Genomic DNA, 14085 nt, shown 5'->3' with positions numbered 1-14085 from the left:
CGATGAGAATCATAGACAACCGAGCCCTGTCAACAGCATTGCTCCTGGCAGCTGGATCCAGTCTTGCGTTGGCTCCGGCTGCGTCGGCTGCCGAGCCGACACCGGTAATCCTGGTGAGTTCCGATGGCGTGCACTACTCAACCGCACTCGACACTGACTTGTTCGAGGGGCTCGGCACGCTGATTCCCGGCCACTCGCAGTCGGCGACGCTGTGGGTGAAGAATCCGACGGCAGCTGCAGCCGAAGTTCGGTTGAGCGCAGCAGACGTGGTGACGCCGTCGTCTGATTTCGCTGCATCTGTGTCGATTTCAACGGTCAACTCCGGCGATCATGTGATCAGGGCCACACCGCTGTCTGGCCTCGCTGACTGCGACGTCCTGGTCGAGTCCCAGGCGCTTGCGGCGGGGCAGGCCATCGAGATGACCGTGACATTCGCCATGGCGGATGTCACCGGTCAGGTCGCGCAGAACGCCAGAGCGAGCCTGAACGCCCGGGTCGGCATGCGCGATGCGGCTGCTGGTCCGTTCCCGGTGTCGGCCTGCGATGACGGTGCCGTACTGATCGTGCCCGATCCCGACCCGACGGCGAGCTCGACATCCGCTGCGTCGGTGACATCGGGTGCGCTGGCGCACACTGGCTTCGACGCGACAATGCCGCTCATGATCGTTGGCGGGCTGATTGCCGGAGGTCTACTGTTCTTCCTCGTTGGTCGTCGACGCAAGAGCGAAGGCTCATGAGTGACGTCGCTGTGGTGACCGACGCGGGGGTCAGCGCTCCGGTGTCTATCACCGCAGCGACGGATCCGGCGCCGGCCGCCCCGCGAGAACGAGGTTTGTGGCATTACCTCGGCGTCTCGCTGAGTGCGGCGCTCCTGCTCGCGGTGCTGGCTATCGCGGCCCTCGTGATCGTGATCCCGAAGGTCGCCGGCGCGCTGCCGATGACTGTACTCACCAGCTCGATGGAGCCCGGCTTGCCACCGGGAACCCTGATTATCGTGAAACCGATCGACCCCGATGCACTCGGGATCGGCGATATCGCGACCTATCAGATTGAGTCGGGTAAGCGAGGCGTGATCACGCACCGCATCATCGCGATCAACCTGATCGCGAACGGAGAACGCAGCTTCCTCTTCCAGGGTGACAACAACAGTGCTATCGATGACCCGGTGCTCCCGGTACAGATCCAGGGCAAGCTCTGGTACTCGATTCCTCTACTCGGCTGGGTAAACAATGCCGTCAACGGTGAGAACCGATCCTGGATCGTCACGGTGGCTGCCGGACTACTTTTTGCCTACGCGGGATTCACCGTGGCAAGCTCCATCAACGCTGCGATGAAGAAGCGTCGCAGCAAAATAGCTGAACGTGAATTCGTTTCACAAGACACTCTCGACGACGACACTTCTGCGTAGGCTGAAGGTCCGAACAAAGGAGTCTCGGCATGTCACCGAAGCATTCAGCGGCAATCAAACGGGTGCCGAAGGCCCCATACGAGGCCGAACTCCGTCGGTTGCAGGCCGAACTTGTGACCATGCAGCAATGGGTGAAGGAATCCGGAGCCCGGGTCGTGGTGATCTTCGAAGGCCGGGATGCCGCCGGCAAGGGATCCGCCATCAAACGGGTGACCGAATACCTCAATCCCCGTCTGGCCCGCATTGTTGCGCTGCCGACACCCACCGATCGCGAGCGCGGCCAGTGGTACTACCAGCGCTACATTGAGCACCTGCCCACCACGGGCGAAATCGTGCTGATGGACCGCTCCTGGTACAACCGGGCCGGCGTCGAACGCGTCATGGGTTACTGCACGGCCGACCAGTACCGCGAGTTTCTGCACCAAACTCCGATCTTTGAGCGGATGCTCATCGAAGACGGCATCATCCTGCTCAAGTACTGGTTCTCGGTGTCTGATGTCGAGCAGGAGGCGCGGTTTCGATCGCGTGCCAACGACCCGATGCGCCGGTGGAAGCTGTCAGAGACAGACCTGCTCTCGATTTCGAAGTGGGTGGAGTACTCCAAAGCCAAGGACGAGATGTTCGTGCACACCGACATCCCGATCTCACCGTGGTGGACTGTCGAAAGCGACGACAAGCGGGCGTCACGCCTCAACATGATCAGTCATCTGCTCTCGCAGGTGCCGTACGTGCCGCTCAATCCGCCGGCTGTCGAGATTCCCGAGCGCCCGCAAGCGACCGACTACGAACGTCCGCCGCGAGAACTCAGCCGATACGTGCCTGATATCGCGGCGGCCCTGAAGTCGAAGGGCAAAGACAAGGGCGGCAAGAACAAGGGCGGCACGAATAAGAGCGGCACGAGCACGTCGAAAAACAAGGCGGCACGTTAGCTCGTCTCGCTCCTGAGATTTCGCAGAGTCCTACGCTCCCGAGGACACCCGCAACACGATCTTGCCCCTGGTGTGCCCGCCTTCCAGCGCGCGGTGCGCAGCTGCCCCGTCTTCCAAGTCGAAGATCTCGTCGATGTTTACCCGCACCTCGCCGGCTTCGATGAGCGCGGTGATCTGTTCGAGCGTGTGAGCATCCGCCGGCACCTTGAATGTGCTCGCCCTGACCCCTGCGGCGTCGGCATCTGCCATCATCGTCGGCCAGCTGCCGGTCGGAGCGTTCACCAGGATGCCCCCGGCCGCGATGATACCGAGCGAACGGCTGCCCGTTTCGTCGTGCACGTTGCCAATCAGGTCGATCACGACATCGACCTTGTTGTCGGCGAGCACCTCGTCGAAGCGCTCGCTGGTGTAGTCGATGACCTCGGATGCACCGATCTCACGCAGGAATTCGGCGTTGCGCGCTGATCCGGTCGCGATGACCTCGGCACCGATAATCCGGGCGAACTGCACGGCAAAGTGACCGACACCGCCGCTGGCCGCATGCACGAGAACGCGCTGTCCCGGTCGCACGTGGGCGACGGTGTGCACCATGCCCCACGCGGTCAAAGCCGCAAGGGGAACGCCGGCGGCCTCGGTGAACGAAAGATTCGCGGGCTTCTTCGCCACGCTCATGCTGCTCACCGGCACGTATTCTGCGTAGGTTCCTGGGGTGCGCGGCGTGCGGCCCATTCCGTAGACGGCGTCACCGGGCTGCAGCGGAAACGTCTCGTATGGAGCCTTGACGACCACGCCACTGAAATCGTTGCCGAGTACGACAGGGAACGCAACGATGGCAGCGGATGCCCCGGAGCCGGCGCGTGTCTTGGCGTCGATCGGATTGATGCCAGCGGCCACCACACGAATGAGCAGTTCGTCGGTGATAGTGGCCGGGATCGGCACCTCGGCGAGATGAAGTTCGTCGGCACTGCCGAGTCGGTCGATGACGAGTGCGCGCATTGTCGCTGGCAGATCAGCTGAGATTCCCATCTGCCCAGTGTGGAGCATCCGGCGGGTCGGGGCACGTCCGTGGCGGTTCGTTGCATCCGCTGTATCCGGCGATGAGCATCCGCTGGTCATTCGATCCGTGCCGCTAGTCTGCAAGTACATCCGACGGCCGCCGACAGGAGCATTGCGTGAGACGAACATACGGAGCGATCCGGATCGTGGCTGCCATCGGCATCGCCATCGCCGTCATCGCGCAGCTGAGCTTCAGCCTGTCGTTTGAACCGGCCGATGTCGGCTTCTTCTTGACCAACTTCTTCAGCTTCTTCACGGTGCTCTCCAACTGCCTTGCAGTTCTCACGTTGCTGCTGGGGGCCTGGTACTGCTTCACCGTGCGGGTCGACCCACCCTGGTTCAACCTCGTGCATGCTTCGGTCGCCACCTACATGGTCACGACCGGGATCGTCTACAACCTGTTGCTGCGCGATATCTCGCTCGATCAGGGCACCACGCTGGGCTGGTCGAACGAGATCCTGCACCTCTGGGGTCCGCTCTATGTATTGCTCGACTGGCTGTTCGCCTCCGGGCGCACAACGCTGCCCTGGCGACGACTGTGGATCGTCGCGGTGTTCCCGATCGTGTGGGCGATCTACACGATGATTCGCGGGGCGGCCACCGGCTGGTACCCATACCCATTCCTCGACCCGTCGCAACAGAGCGGATATCGCGGAGTGGTCTTCTACGTGCTGCTGATCGCCGTCGTGATCGTGGCCGTCGGCGCCGGATTCTTCGCGCTCAGTCGGGTGCGAAAGTTGCAGCCGCCCGAGTAGCGCGGGTGGATGCGGGTGGTGTTGCCTGCGTTGCTCGGTGTGGCGCTAGCGCTAGCGGTAGTCGTCGTACGGCGGGTACTGGGCGTTCTTGGTCGCCTGGCGATCAAGGATGTCGATCAACTGGTTGGCGAACCCCACCAGAATCGCGATCTGGTCTTCGTCGCGGTCGACCCACTGGCACTCTGGTTCGTCGTTGACCGGCACGAAATCGGTGTGCTGCTCCCACACGACCAGGGTGCGCTCGGCGCCGAGCACATACTGCTGCCACCACACCTGTCGCAGGTACGAGCGCGGGATGCTGCGCCACGCCTTGCTCGTCGTCTTGATCTCGGCCAGCTCGAGTTCACCGGTCGGAGTCTGTACGACGCCGTCGGGGGTGGCCAGGTGGCGAGAATGCGACTCGGAGCGGAACAGTGCAGTACTCGGCTCGATGCCGTAGTTGCGGCGCACCCAGGCGGCGATCTCGGGTTCACGCGCGCGGCCATGATCGGTGTAGCTGTTGCCGCCGAAACTGGTGCCGTGCATTTTGTCGTATGCCGCGTTCTGCACCGACTTGGGGGTCGCGAGCTTGGCGACATCCGTTGCCGTGATGCCCTGGCTGCGCGCCCGCAACCAGGCAACCCTGTCGGTGGAGTCAGCGACGATGCGCTGCAGGTGCGATGTGCGCGGGCGGAACGTGATCGGCGGTGCCGTCACGATCGGCGGAGCGACTATCAGCGCGGGGGAGGCAGGCCGCTCGGTACTCTGCACGTACGTTACTGACGGGAGCTCTCCCTCGTCGAAGAGGGTAAGCATCGCATCAGTCACCTCTCTATTGTGCCTCCTGTGCGACTGCGAGTTGCGCGGGAACGGCTGGACTCCGCGATTTGGGGGGACTTCGAGTAGCGTGGGGGCGATGTCAGGGAAGCCAGCCAGTAGAGGGGTCCCCGAGGGCGAATCTCCGCTCCCGGTTGACGACCGTTCTGTTGCTGCGCGCCTGTTCGCCATCGCCGACGCATTCGCCAAGCCGTCGCCCGCCTCTGCGCTGAGTCTCAGTGCGATCGCCGAGCGCGCGGGATTGCCGCTGTCGACGACACATCGTCTCGTCGCAGAATGGGTGGCGTGGGGTGGGCTGACTCGGCTTGACGACGGCCGGTACTCGCTCGGCATGCGGCTCTGGGAGCTCGGCGTGCAGACGCCGACGGCCCGAAATCTGCGCACCATCGCGCTGCCGTACCTCGAGGACCTCTACGAGAGCTCCCGCGAGCACGTCCATCTGGCGATCCTTGACGGGCACGACGCCCTCTATCTTGAGAAGCTGTCTGGGCACAGTGCTGTACACATCATTTCTCGCGTCGGCGGGCGGCTTCCCCTGCACTCCACCGGCGTCGGTCTGGTACTGCTCGCCTTCGCCCCAACGGATGTCATCCAGTCGTATCTGGCAACATCCCTGCAGCGTTTCCTGCCGCAGACGGTGACCTCGCCGGAGGAGCTGCGCAAGCGACTGGCCGGCATCCGGGCCCAGGGCGTCGCGCTGATGTCCGAGGAGATGACGAGCGGATCCAGCTCGGTGGCGGCTCCGATCCGGGATCGCACCGGTCAGGTCGTGGCCGCGGTGTCGACGGTGACGCGCACGGCGGATCGGCCGTCGCCCGAGCAGGAGCATGCGGTGCGGCTAGCCGCCCACGGCATCAGTCGTGCCCTCGGCTATCGCCGAGCCGGGGCCTAGGTCGCGCCAATCGTCGGGAGCGTGTCGGGGGCCCGGAGCCTTGTGCCTTGGTCTGTGTGCTGATCTTCCACTCAGTGGAAACCCCTCCCCGCATCGACCGTCACCCCCGCACACTGGGAACACCTGTCACCGTTGCTAGGAAGGTCCCTCCGTGCCGAAAGAAACTACCCGCATCGCCATCATCGGCGCCGGACCAGCGGGCCTTCTGCTCAGCTGGGCCCTCCGGGATGCCGGCATCGACTCGATCGTCGTGGAGAACCGTTCCCAGGACTACGTGCTCGCTCGCATCCGCGCCGGTGTGCTCGAGCAAGGCTCCGTCGAGACCCTCACCCGGCTCGGCCTCGGCGCTCGTCTCGCCACCGAGGGTCTCGTGCACGACGGCATCTACCTGCAGTTCGCCGGGGAGCGCCACCATATCGACTTCGCCGACCTCATCGGCCGCACCGTCACCGTCTACGGTCAGCAGGAAGTCGTCAAAGACCTCGTCGCCGCGCACACCAATGCTGGCTCCACCATCTACTACGAGGCAGCGGATGTCGCAGTCCACGACCTCACGTCGACGAGCCCCCGCGTCACGTTCACGCTCGACGGCGAACAGCACGACATCACTGCCGACTTCGTGGTCGGTGCCGACGGCTTCCATGGAGTGAGTCGCGCGTCGATTCCCACCGAGGCGATCATGCTCTACGACCGCAGCTACCCGTTCGCCTGGCTCGGCATCCTGGCCGACGTCGCCCCGTCGACCGATGAGCTCATCTACGCCCTGCATGAAGACGGCTTCGCCATGCACTCGATGCGCTCGCCGAGTGTCTCCCGCCTGTACCTGCAGGTCGACCCGGCCGGCGACATCCAAAACTGGTCGGATGAGCGCATCTGGGATGCCCTGCAGCGCCGACTCGGTATTCCGGGCTGGACATTGCACGAGGGCGTTATCACCGAAAAGTCGATCACGCCGATGCGCAGCTTCGTGGCCTCCAGGCTCGACTACCACTCGCTCTTCCTCGTCGGCGACGCCGGCCACATCGTGCCGCCCACCGGTGCCAAGGGCCTCAACTCGGCGATCTCCGACGTCACCCAGCTGGCGGCAGGACTTGTCGACCACTATGCGGGCGACGACACGACACTCGCCGGATACGGGGAGGCTGCCCTTGCTCGCCAGTGGCGCACCCAGCAGTTCTCGCAGTGGATGACCGAGATGCTGCACCGCCACCCCGGCGACCTGCAGTCCGCCGCATTCGACTACCGCAGCCAGCTCGGCCAGCTCGACTACCTCACCACCTCGTTGCACGCCCAGCGTTCGCTTGCCGAGCAGTACACCGGCCTGCCGCTCTAGCTCGCCGCTCGCAGCCCCGCCCCCTTTCCGACAGCCGAAAGCGACACTCATGACACTGGAGTCACAGAACACGATCAGCGCCGAGATCGACGCGACTGAAGCGGATGCGCGTGCGCGCGTCACCGCCGGACACTCGCCTGCGAACCACCCGCGGCGCGACTACCCGCCGTACCGCAGCTCCGTGCTGCGCCATCCCACCCACGAACTCGTGCGGGCCGATCCAGAAGAGATCGAACGTGTCTCGCCGGCCTTCGGCCACACCGATGTCAACCCGCTGGAGAGCGATCTCACCATCCAGCACAACGGTGAACCGCTCGGGGAACGCATCACCGTGAGCGGTCGGGTGCTCGACGGCGAGGGTCGCCCGGTGCGCGGACAGCTGATCGAGGTTTGGCAGGCCAACTCCGCCGGCCGCTACGTGCACAAGCGCGATCAGCATCCGGCCCCACTCGATCCGAACTTCACCGGTGTCGGCCGCGCCATCACCGGCGACAACGGCGAGTACCTCTTCACCACGATCAAACCGGGACCGTACCCGTGGAAGAACCACCACAACGCCTGGCGCCCCGCCCACATCCACTTCTCACTGTTTGGCACCGAGTTCACGCAGCGGCTGATCACCCAGATGTATTTTCCGGGCGACCCGCTGTTCGCGCTGGATCCGATCTACCAGTCCATTACGGATCCTGCGGCCAGGAAGCGCTTGATCGGTACCTACAATCACGAGGCCAGCGTCCCTGAATACTCGCTCGGCTACAACTGGGACATCGTGCTCACCGGCTCGAAGTCCACCTGGATGGAAAGCGAAGACGCAGATGAGTAATGAGAGCACGTCACGCACGCTCATCCAGACCCCGTCCCAGACAGTCGGACCCTTCTTCGGGTACGCCCTGCCGTACGCGGGCGGCTCTGATCTGGTGCCCGGCCACCACCCCCAGGCCATCCGTCTGCACGGCACGGTCATCGATGGCGCTGGCAACCACATCCCGGATGCCATTCTCGAGATCTGGCAGGCCGACGCCTCTGGTAGCCCCGTGCACGAGCGCGGCAGTCTGGATCGCGACGGCTTCACCTTCACCGGGTTCGGCCGCACGCCCGTCACCCTGGGCGGTCACTACACGTTCACCACGGTGAAGCCGGGGGCTGTCGGTTCGGCCGCGCCATACATCCTGGTCACCGTGTTCGCCCGCGGGCTCACCCATCATCTCTTCACCCGGGTCTACTTCCCCGAAGACGGCGAGCTGCACCAGCGCGACACCGTGCTGGGCACGATTGTCGCCGATCGACGTGGCACACTCATTGCGGTGGCCGATGGCCCGGTCGGGGGAGTGCCGTCGTACCGCTTCGACATCCGGATGCAGGGCGAGGGTGAAACCGTCTTCTTTGACTTCGATTCGGCGAACGGCATTGGACCGGCTGATCATGCCTGAATTGGAATATAGCGATCTCGGCCTGCTCGATCCACTCAGCCATGACACCAGGGCGCGCGAGCTGACGGGTGACAAAGCGTGGCTTCGCGCGATGGCGGATGTCGAGCTCGCGCTCAGCCGTGCACTCATCGCAACCGAGCTGGCCCCGGACTGGATGAGCGCCGTGTGCGATGAACTGGCAACCGGTGTGTGGCTTGATGACGCCACGGCGCAGGCGATCGCCGCCGGAGGACGCAGCGGCGGCAACCCGGTGATTCCGCTGGTTAAACGGATGAGTTCCGCTGCAGAGGCGGTCCGGCCTGGCGCCTCTGATTTCATCCACGTCGGTGCCACCAGCCAGGACATCCTCGACAGCGCAGCGATGGTCATCGCCGGCGAGGTGCTTGCCGAGATTCTGGTCAGGCTGCGATCGTTGGCCTGGGAGTTGTCAGCGCTGGCCGATGCGCACCGCGGTAGCGTCATGGCCGGCCGCACGCTGGGCCAGCAGGCATCCCCGACGACCTTCGGATTCGTGGCGGCGGGCTGGCTCGACGCGGTACTGACGGTATACGAGCGCGCTGCAGCCCTGCGTGCCACGTTGCCCGCCCAGCTGGGCGGAGCGGTCGGCAACCTGGCGGTACTCACCGAAGCTGCGGCATCCGACCGAGTTGTCGAGTCGGTTGTTGTGCGGTTCGCACGCGGCCTCGGACTCGCGGTTCCGCGAATATCGTGGCACACCAACCGCCTGGTCGTGGCCGAACTCGCTGCCCTGCTCGCCCAGATCACCGGCGTCGTCGGCACGATCGCGCTTGATGTCACCGTGCTGTCGCGCACCGAGATCGGCGAGGTCACGGAGCGCCTCGGCGTCGGCGAGGGCGGATCGAGCGCCATGCCGCACAAGCGCAATCCGGTCACGGCCGTGCTCATCGTGTCGGCAGCTCGCCAGACGCCGGGACTGCTGGCAACCGTGCACGGCAGCCTGCTCTCTGAAGATCAGCGACCTGCCGGCGCCTGGCACGCCGAATGGCAGCCGCTGCGCGATCTGGAAGGCCATGCACTCGCCGCGACAACTGCCGCCGCATCGCTGGCCGGTCGACTTGACGTCGACCTCGAGCGGATGGCGGCAAACCTCGAGGTCACCGACGGCCTTATCTACAGCGAACGTGTCACCGCAATCCTCACCGACGCCCTTGGAAAATCGGCGGCCTTCGCCATGGTCGAGAAGGCGTCGGCCGAATCCGTCACCACGCGCCGCCCACTACGCGTGGTGCTCTCCGGACTGCTTGTTGCGCACGGCTCGCACGAGGATCTCCGCGCTCGCGTCTGGAGTGCCTGCGAGCCTGGCGGGAGCAGCGATCAATCGGCCGCGGCGATCGACAAGGTTCTGGCCCGCCACCTCCGTGTGATTTCACCGTCGTCCGATGACGCACCGGCCGACTCTCCAGCACTGCACGACGAAACGTTGCACGACGAAGGGAGCACCGCGCCATGACGACGCCCATCATCCACGGCACCGTATTGCCGGTGCGAAACGGTGCCGCCGACGCCCAATTGGTAGTGCTCGGGCCGTCGCTCGGCACCACGACTGCGCTCTGGGCGGATGTCGCGCACCGACTTGCCGAGACCTACCGGGTGCTCTGCTTCGACCTGCCCGGACACGGGTCGAGCCCGGCCGCCCGCGCGCCGTTCACCGTCGCCGAGGTTGCTGCCGGAGTGGTCGCCCTTGTCGATTCGATCGGGGGCGGGGCATTCCACTACTCCGGCATCTCGTTCGGCGGCACCGTCGGTCTTGAGCTCGCCATCCGTTACCCGTCGCGTCTGGCCAGCCTCGCCGTCATCTGCTCCGGCGCCAAGATCGGAGCGGCAGAGGGCTGGATCGATCGGGCAGCACAGGTGCGCGCAAGCGGCACGGCTGCGATGGTCGCCGGCAGCTCAGAGCGATGGTTCGCCCCCGGTTTCCTGGAGCGTAACCCGGCGGCCGGCGGCAGCGCGCTCAAGCGCCTGGTCGATGTCGACGACGAGTCATACGCGCTCTGCTGTGAGGCACTCGCTGCATTTGACGAGACGGATGCCGTCGCCGCCATCCGCACGCCGACACTCTGTGTGTCAGGCGAGTTCGATCTGCCCACCCCCACTGCCGTGCTCGCGGAGCTGGCCACTGTTATCCCCGGCGCCAGACTCGTCACGATGTCAGGCGTCGCGCACCTGCCCGCTTACGAACGCCCTGACGCGCTCGCCACATTGCTCGGGGAGCACCTGGCAAGTGCGGCTGCGGCTGCATCAGGCAACGCGGATTCGGTGTTCGAGAACGGCATGGCCGTGCGCCGTTCGGTGCTCGGTGACACGCACGTGGATGCTGCCACCTCGGCGATCACCCCGGAGACCGCTGACTTTCAGGATTTCATCACCCGGTACGCCTGGGGAGAGGTCTGGACAAGACCAGTTCTTGATCGTCGCAGTCGCAGCCTGCTCACCCTGGCCAGCCTGATTACCGGCGGCCATCAGCACGAGTTCGCCATGCACGTGCGTGCTGCGCTGACCAATGGACTGACGAGGGCCGAGATCAGCGAGGCGATTCTGCACACCGCGCTCTACGCAGGACTGCCGGCCGCGAACACGGCATTCGGCATCGCGCGCGATACCTATGCAGCACTCGACGTGGCAGCCGATCAAGCGGCCGCCGCAGCATCCGCCACATCACTCGACCCATCAGCGCAGCGCCAAGCGGAGGAATCCCGATGACCATGGACAAGACATATCCCTCGGCAGCGGCAGCCGTCGCCGACATCACCGACAGCAGTTCGATGGCCGTCGGTGGCTTCGGGCTGGTTGGTGTGCCGATTGTGCTGATCCGCGCGCTTCTCGAACAGGGAACCAACGACCTCCGTGTCGTCTCCAACAACTGCGGTATCGACGGATGGGGCCTCGGCGAACTGCTGGCTGCCGGTCGCATCAGCCGCGTCACAGCCTCATACATCGGTGAGAACAAGGACTTCGCGCGCCGGTATCTCGGCGGTGAACTCGAAGTCGAGCTCACTCCTCAGGGCACACTTGCCGAGCGGATGCGTGCCGGTGGCAGTGGCATCCCAGCGTTCTATACGGCGAGTGGCGTCGGCACAATGGTCGCCGACGGCGGTCTGCCCTGGCGCTACGGTCCAGACGGCGAGGTGGTCGTGCAGTCGCTACCCAAGGAGACCCGGATGTTTTCAGGGCTCGGCAAGAAACGCGAGTACGTGCTTGAAGAGGCAATCGTCACCGATTTCGCGCTGATCCGCGCCGCCCGTGGCGACCGGCATGGCAACCTCGTTTTCGAGAAGTCGGCGCGCAACTTCAACCCCTCGGCCGGGATGGCCGGGCGCATCACCATCGCCGAGGTCGACGAGCTCGTCGAACCGGGCGAGCTCGACCCCGACGAGATCCACCTGCCGGGCATCTACGTGAACCGCATCATCCAGCTGACGCACGACGAAGCATCCGATCTACCCATCGAGAAGACGACGACCCGGCCGCGGCCGGACGGGGGAGCGGATGCTGCATCCGCCGCCCAGGAAGGCAACTGACATGGTGCTCAGCAGAAATGAAATGGCGGCCAGGGCTGCCCAGGAGCTCACCGACGGCAGCTACGTCAACCTCGGCATCGGTTTGCCGACGCTCATCCCGAACTTTCTGCCAGAGGGAGTGCAGGTGATTCTGCACTCCGAAAATGGTGTGCTCGGCGTCGGCCCGTACCCGTGGGAGGGCGAGGCTGACCCCAAGCTGATCAACGCGGGCAAGGAGACAATCACTGTTAACCCCGGTGCGGCGTACTTTGACTCGGCGGCGAGCTTCGGCATGATCCGCGGCGGGCTCATCAACGACGCGGTGCTCGGCGCCATGCAGGTATCGGTGGCCGGCGACATCGCCAACTGGGCGGTGCCGGGCAAGATGATCAAGGGCATGGGCGGCGCCATGGACCTCGTACACGGTGCCGACAACGTGATCGTCGTGATGGAACACACCACCAAGACCGGCGAGCACAAGATCGTCACTGAGTGCACGCTGCCTCTCACCGGCAAGCGTGTCGTCACGCGGATCATCACCGATCTGGCCGTCATCGACGTCACGGCAGAGGGACTCGTGCTGCGTGAGATCGCGCCTGGCCTCACCGTCGACGAGGTGCAGGATGCCACAGGGGCACCCCTCATCGTGCCTGAGCCACCGAGCATCATCCGCACCCTGCTTTCTGAGAGCGTTCCCTCGTGAGGGATGTGGTGATCTGCGAGCCGCTGCGCACGCCAATCGGCCGCTTCGGCGGCATCCTCAAAGGAGTTGCTCCCGCCGACCTGGCATCGACGGTGATCAGGGCACTCGTGGAGCGCACCGGCATCGACGGCTCGGTCGTCGATGACGTCATCTTTGGTCAGGGCTACCCGACGGCCGAGGCTCCGCCCATCGGACGGGTTGCCGCTCTGGATGCCGGCCTGCCGGTGACGGTGGGTGGCCTTCAGGTCGACCGCCGTTGCGGATCAGGCCTGCAGGCTGTGCTCGACGCTGCGATGCAGGTGCAGACCAACATCAGCGACGTCGCCATCGCTGGCGGTGTTGACTCGATGAGCCAGGCTCCCTTCTATACCGTCGATTCCCGCTGGGGCATCGGCGGGGGAGCCGGGCTCCTGCTACGGGATGCCCTCGGCCGCGGCCGCGAGACAGCCGGCGGCAGGAACTATCCGGTGCCAGGCGGCATGCTTGAAACCGCAGAGAACCTGCGCCGCGACTACTCGATTACCCGTGAGGAGCAGGACGAACTCGCTCTCCGCTCCCAGGAACGCGCATTGCGTGCAGTGGCCGAGGGGCGTTTCGTCGACGAGATCGTGCCGGTATCCGTGCCGGGCCGCAAGGGGCAGATGCTTGTCGTCGACACCGACGAGGCCCCCCGTGAAACCTCGCTGGAGGCGCTCGGGGCCCTCCGCCCAATCCTGCTCAAGGCGGATGCCGCATCCACTGTCACCGCCGGCAACGCCAGCGGTCAGAACGACGCGGCCGCCGCTTGCATCGTGACAACGCCAGAGCGAGCAGCCGAACTCGGCCTCACCCCGCTTGTGCGTCTGGTGTCGTGGGCGCGGGCCGGCGTCGAGCCGTCGCGGATGGGCATCGGCCCTGTCCCCGCCTCGGCCAAGGCGCTTGAACGCGCGGGGCTCACAATGGCCGACATGGACCTCATCGAACTGAACGAAGCGTTCGCTGCCCAGGTGCTGGCCGTCAGTCGGGAGTGGGGCTTCACGGCATCCGACTGGGACCGCACCAACGTGAACGGTTCTGGCATCTCGCTCGGGCATCCGGTCGGCGCAACGGGGGCGCGCATGCTGGCGACCGGTGCCAGGCAGCTGCGCCGCGACAACGGTCGTTACCTGCTGCAGACCATGTGTATCGGTGGCGGGCAGGGGCTCGCCGCGATCTGGGAGCGCGTGTAGCGAAGCTGGGGCTGGGGCTGGGGCTGGGGCTGGGGTC

The 14085-nt window shown here is 65.2% G+C and carries 15 protein-coding genes; 13 read left to right on the top strand and 2 right to left on the bottom strand.

From position 1 onward, the window contains the following. Positions 1-2 precede the first annotated feature (2 nt). From ACMT3I_RS10240 to ppk2, 3 genes are read left to right on the top strand one after another with little or no spacing between them, the layout of a single operon-like run. Positions 3-737 carry an LPXTG cell wall anchor domain-containing protein gene (locus tag ACMT3I_RS10240; RefSeq protein WP_414804386.1) on the top strand — a complete coding sequence of 245 codons (735 nt, stop codon included), beginning with the start codon at positions 3-5 and terminating at the stop codon, positions 735-737. Further along, a complete protein-coding gene (locus ACMT3I_RS10235) occupies positions 734-1408 on the top strand; it encodes a signal peptidase I (protein WP_414804385.1) in 675 nt (224 codons plus the stop codon). Before ACMT3I_RS10240 ends, ACMT3I_RS10235 begins: the two co-directional genes overlap by 4 nt. Positions 1409-1437: 29 nt before the next feature. After that, a complete protein-coding gene (gene ppk2, locus ACMT3I_RS10230; protein ID WP_414804384.1) occupies positions 1438-2337 on the top strand; it encodes a polyphosphate kinase 2 in 900 nt (299 codons plus the stop codon). Between the two features lie 30 nt (positions 2338-2367). Here ppk2 and ACMT3I_RS10225 read toward each other — a convergent pair whose 3' ends face one another. Further along, complete coding sequence (locus ACMT3I_RS10225; protein ID WP_414804383.1) at positions 2368-3363, bottom strand: NADP-dependent oxidoreductase; 996 nt, start codon at positions 3361-3363, stop codon at positions 2368-2370. 146 nt (positions 3364-3509) lie between these two features. Here ACMT3I_RS10225 and ACMT3I_RS10220 point away from each other — a divergent pair, with 146 nt between their 5' ends. Beyond that, positions 3510-4148, top strand: a complete 639-nt coding sequence (locus tag ACMT3I_RS10220; protein ID WP_414804382.1) for a Pr6Pr family membrane protein — start codon at positions 3510-3512, stop codon at positions 4146-4148. Between the two features lie 51 nt (positions 4149-4199). On the opposite strand, the gene ACMT3I_RS10215 is transcribed toward ACMT3I_RS10220, so the two are convergent. After that, a complete protein-coding gene (locus ACMT3I_RS10215; protein ID WP_414804381.1) occupies positions 4200-4955 on the bottom strand; it encodes a YqaJ viral recombinase family protein in 756 nt (251 codons plus the stop codon). An 88-nt stretch (positions 4956-5043) separates the two neighbouring features. On the opposite strand from ACMT3I_RS10215, the gene ACMT3I_RS10210 reads away from it, so the two are divergent. The 9 genes from ACMT3I_RS10210 (at position 5044) to ACMT3I_RS10170 (ending at position 14048) form a co-directional block, all read left to right on the top strand. Continuing rightward, positions 5044-5856, top strand: coding sequence for an IclR family transcriptional regulator (locus tag ACMT3I_RS10210; RefSeq protein WP_414804380.1), 813 nt, complete (start codon positions 5044-5046; stop codon positions 5854-5856). Positions 5857-6007: 151 nt separating this feature from the next. Further along, a complete protein-coding gene (locus ACMT3I_RS10205) occupies positions 6008-7189 on the top strand; it encodes a 4-hydroxybenzoate 3-monooxygenase (protein ID WP_414804379.1) in 1182 nt (393 codons plus the stop codon). A 49-nt stretch (positions 7190-7238) separates the two neighbouring features. Further along, entirely contained in the window at positions 7239-8012 is a 774-nt protein-coding gene (pcaH, locus tag ACMT3I_RS10200; protein WP_414804378.1) for a protocatechuate 3,4-dioxygenase subunit beta, read from the top strand. After that, positions 8005-8619, top strand: a complete 615-nt coding sequence (gene pcaG, locus ACMT3I_RS10195) for a protocatechuate 3,4-dioxygenase subunit alpha (protein ID WP_414804377.1) — start codon at positions 8005-8007, stop codon at positions 8617-8619. Before pcaH ends, pcaG begins: the two co-directional genes overlap by 8 nt. After that, a complete protein-coding gene (locus tag ACMT3I_RS10190) occupies positions 8612-10090 on the top strand; it encodes a lyase family protein (protein ID WP_414804376.1) in 1479 nt (492 codons plus the stop codon). The genes pcaG and ACMT3I_RS10190 overlap by 8 nt, the downstream gene beginning before the upstream one ends. Next, positions 10087-11340, top strand: coding sequence for an alpha/beta fold hydrolase (locus tag ACMT3I_RS10185; protein WP_414804375.1), 1254 nt, complete (start codon positions 10087-10089; stop codon positions 11338-11340). Before ACMT3I_RS10190 ends, ACMT3I_RS10185 begins: the two co-directional genes overlap by 4 nt. Before the next feature lie 2 nt (positions 11341-11342). After that, on the top strand, positions 11343-12158 hold the full coding sequence (locus ACMT3I_RS10180) for a CoA transferase subunit A (protein WP_414804374.1): 816 nt from the start codon (positions 11343-11345) through the stop codon (positions 12156-12158). A 1-nt stretch (position 12159) separates the two neighbouring features. Continuing rightward, complete coding sequence (locus ACMT3I_RS10175) at positions 12160-12840, top strand: CoA transferase subunit B (RefSeq protein ID WP_414804373.1); 681 nt, start codon at positions 12160-12162, stop codon at positions 12838-12840. Next, entirely contained in the window at positions 12837-14048 is a 1212-nt protein-coding gene (locus ACMT3I_RS10170; protein WP_414804372.1) for an acetyl-CoA C-acetyltransferase, read from the top strand. Before ACMT3I_RS10175 ends, ACMT3I_RS10170 begins: the two co-directional genes overlap by 4 nt. Positions 14049-14085 lie beyond the last annotated feature (37 nt).

The sequence above is a fragment of the Leifsonia sp. A12D58 genome (assembly GCF_047530025.1).
Taxonomy (GTDB): domain Bacteria; phylum Actinomycetota; class Actinomycetes; order Actinomycetales; family Microbacteriaceae; genus Cryobacterium.
Note: the sequence above shows the minus strand (reverse complement) of the source record. Positions and strands in the feature narration are given on the sequence as shown.

Excerpts from the sequence above, each read along its gene's own strand:
- ACMT3I_RS10185 (WP_414804375.1), top strand. The coding sequence starts at position 10,087 with ATGACGACGCCCATCATCCACGGCACCGTATTGCCGGTGCGAAACGGT.
- pcaH (WP_414804378.1), top strand. The coding sequence starts at position 7,239 with ATGACACTGGAGTCACAGAACACGATCAGCGCCGAGATCGACGCGACT.
- ppk2 (WP_414804384.1), top strand. The coding sequence starts at position 1,438 with ATGTCACCGAAGCATTCAGCGGCAATCAAACGGGTGCCGAAGGCCCCA.
- pcaG (WP_414804377.1), top strand. The coding sequence starts at position 8,005 with ATGAGTAATGAGAGCACGTCACGCACGCTCATCCAGACCCCGTCCCAG.
- ACMT3I_RS10225 (WP_414804383.1), bottom strand. The coding sequence starts at position 3,363 with ATGGGAATCTCAGCTGATCTGCCAGCGACAATGCGCGCACTCGTCATC.
- ACMT3I_RS10240 (WP_414804386.1), top strand. The coding sequence starts at position 3 with ATGAGAATCATAGACAACCGAGCCCTGTCAACAGCATTGCTCCTGGCA.
- ACMT3I_RS10180 (WP_414804374.1), top strand. The coding sequence starts at position 11,343 with ATGGACAAGACATATCCCTCGGCAGCGGCAGCCGTCGCCGACATCACC.
- ACMT3I_RS10235 (WP_414804385.1), top strand. The coding sequence starts at position 734 with ATGAGTGACGTCGCTGTGGTGACCGACGCGGGGGTCAGCGCTCCGGTG.
- ACMT3I_RS10210 (WP_414804380.1), top strand. The coding sequence starts at position 5,044 with ATGTCAGGGAAGCCAGCCAGTAGAGGGGTCCCCGAGGGCGAATCTCCG.
- ACMT3I_RS10175 (WP_414804373.1), top strand. The coding sequence starts at position 12,160 with ATGGTGCTCAGCAGAAATGAAATGGCGGCCAGGGCTGCCCAGGAGCTC.
- ACMT3I_RS10190 (WP_414804376.1), top strand. The coding sequence starts at position 8,612 with ATGCCTGAATTGGAATATAGCGATCTCGGCCTGCTCGATCCACTCAGC.